2 protein-coding genes and 1 pseudogene are annotated in these 1,882 nt (G+C 42.2%); all 3 read left to right on the top strand.

Annotated elements, in window-relative coordinates:
• Nucleotides 1-584, top strand: a 584-nt coding sequence (locus HNQ82_RS14470; protein ID WP_246349085.1) for a polymorphic toxin type 17 domain-containing protein, incomplete at its 5' end; no start/stop codon positions are given.
• A 350-nt stretch (nucleotides 585-934) separates the two neighbouring features.
• Entirely contained in the window at nucleotides 935-1,264 is a 330-nt protein-coding gene (locus HNQ82_RS14410) for a hypothetical protein (RefSeq protein WP_183250462.1), read from the top strand.
• A 208-nt stretch (nucleotides 1,265-1,472) separates the two neighbouring features.
• Nucleotides 1,473-1,882 (top strand): annotated as a pseudogene (locus HNQ82_RS14405) (RHS repeat domain-containing protein); the annotation flags it as partial.

The following is a 1,882-nucleotide window of genomic DNA, read 5'->3' as shown; positions in this document are numbered from 1 at the left end:
CAGATCCTGGCGATGCAGATGACATCTTGACGCAGAACGGCTATACGTACGCGAACAACAACCCAGTGATGTTGGTCGATCCGGATGGGCATTTTGTGTGGATGGCGATTAATGCGGGATTTGCGGCGTATGATGGGTATAAAGCCTTTAAAAAAGGCGGTTGGAAAGCGGCGGCGATTGCTGTTGGCGTGGGACTGGTTGGCGGTGCGGCGTTTAAAGGTGCCAAAATTGCCTATAGAGTGTATAAAGCTAGACGGGCTCAAAGGTTTTCAGGAAAATTGAATTTACAGTTTTTTGCTTCGGTAAGTAAGAAATCTGTACTTAAAGGGGCAATGTTACCAACTAAAGGTAAAATAAGATACGTGCCGCCGAGGAATTGGACACCATCTCAACCACTTCCGAGGAAAGGTGGGGGACACATAGATAGATTCGGAAACATTTGGACCAAAGGACCTTCTAGAACTAAAGGAGAACCATTTGAGTGGGATGTACAATTATCAAAAAGAGGGAAACAAATGCTGGGACATTTATCAAGGGATGGTTCACATCTTAATGTTTCCCTTAAAGGAAGGATAACTCATTAAAAATCTTCCTAGCGTATGAGAACTCATGTTAGACTAAGAACTGCTTGGAAGCTATGCCCTCCAGTATAGGGGATCAATGAAAAGATTATGTAGGGGAGATGTTTAATAGATGCCAAGGGTATAGAATTTACAGGCAGTCAATGTTACGGAGGAGATTAGAGTGTCCTCGATGATTCTAGAATCGTTTTCAAGGACATTCAAACACCTAAAGCGCCGATGTTTGTGATTCATGGGAGGCACTTGCTCCTCTCGTGAATCATCTTGTAGTATACGATGTCTAAAGAGTAATTGGATAAAATAGGGGATCGTATGAAAAGACTTTCTTGAACTTACTGTAAGGAGGGGGAAATTTGCTTATTCGATCATATTTATACACTCAAGATAAAAATGAATCTTTTTCAATTACAGAAAATGTAATAAGTGTATTTAAGGGGAATTTTACAAATTACACCATTTTAAAAAACGAACCATATTGGAAAGATCCCAATTTATTTGTGGTAGAAGTGAAACTAAGCACCTACACAAGTTTTTCGATAGAAGATATAGAAGAAGGGTTGAGAAGCATTGCTGATAAGTGGCTTTATTTTGGAAATCCCGTTGATGAAGCATTGGCTTCAGATACAATGGAAGGTTGTCGGTTTCTAATAACAGGGGTTAAGATGATCAACATTTTTATTTAACATATCCACTGAGAAGTCTCCCACCCCTTAACAGAATGTAGGTGGGAGAAGCACATTTACAATAGATGAGTAAATTAAATAACACAAAATTACATATTAGTAAAAAGAAGTAATTACCCGATTCCTTGGCTGGAACAGTGTAAATTAGTATATTGTTAAGTGCCAGGCACATGTTGAACGGGGCGTCCAATAGCGGAACAATCCACTGATTGGACAGCCCCTTTTTTATTGGAGTCATCGACACCTAATCGAGCCGCTACCGTTGATTAACGAGTCATTTCACTTGCTACATGACGAGAGAGGACACGTTCGCACGTTTACGACTGGAAACGGAACGGGCGCAACCTTCACGTATGATGACCGTGGCTTGGTGAAAAGTCTGTCAGTGGGAACAGCGGACGGAACCGAGTTATTGGCGGAAACGTACCGTTATGACGAAAACGGCAATCGGACGCGAATCGAAACGTCGAACGGGGACGTCACGGTGTACAGCTATGATGAGCTCGATCAGTTGAAGACCGAACAATGGCCGGATGGAACGACGATCGCGTATACGTACGATGGATTCGGGAACCGGACGAAAATCGTGAAAACGAAAGAGGGATCATCGACGACGAT

This window comes from Anoxybacillus tengchongensis (assembly GCF_014201585.1).
In the GTDB taxonomy this organism is placed as follows: domain Bacteria; phylum Bacillota; class Bacilli; order Bacillales; family Anoxybacillaceae; genus Anoxybacillus; species Anoxybacillus tengchongensis.
Note: the sequence above shows the minus strand (reverse complement) of the source record. Positions and strands in the feature narration are given on the sequence as shown.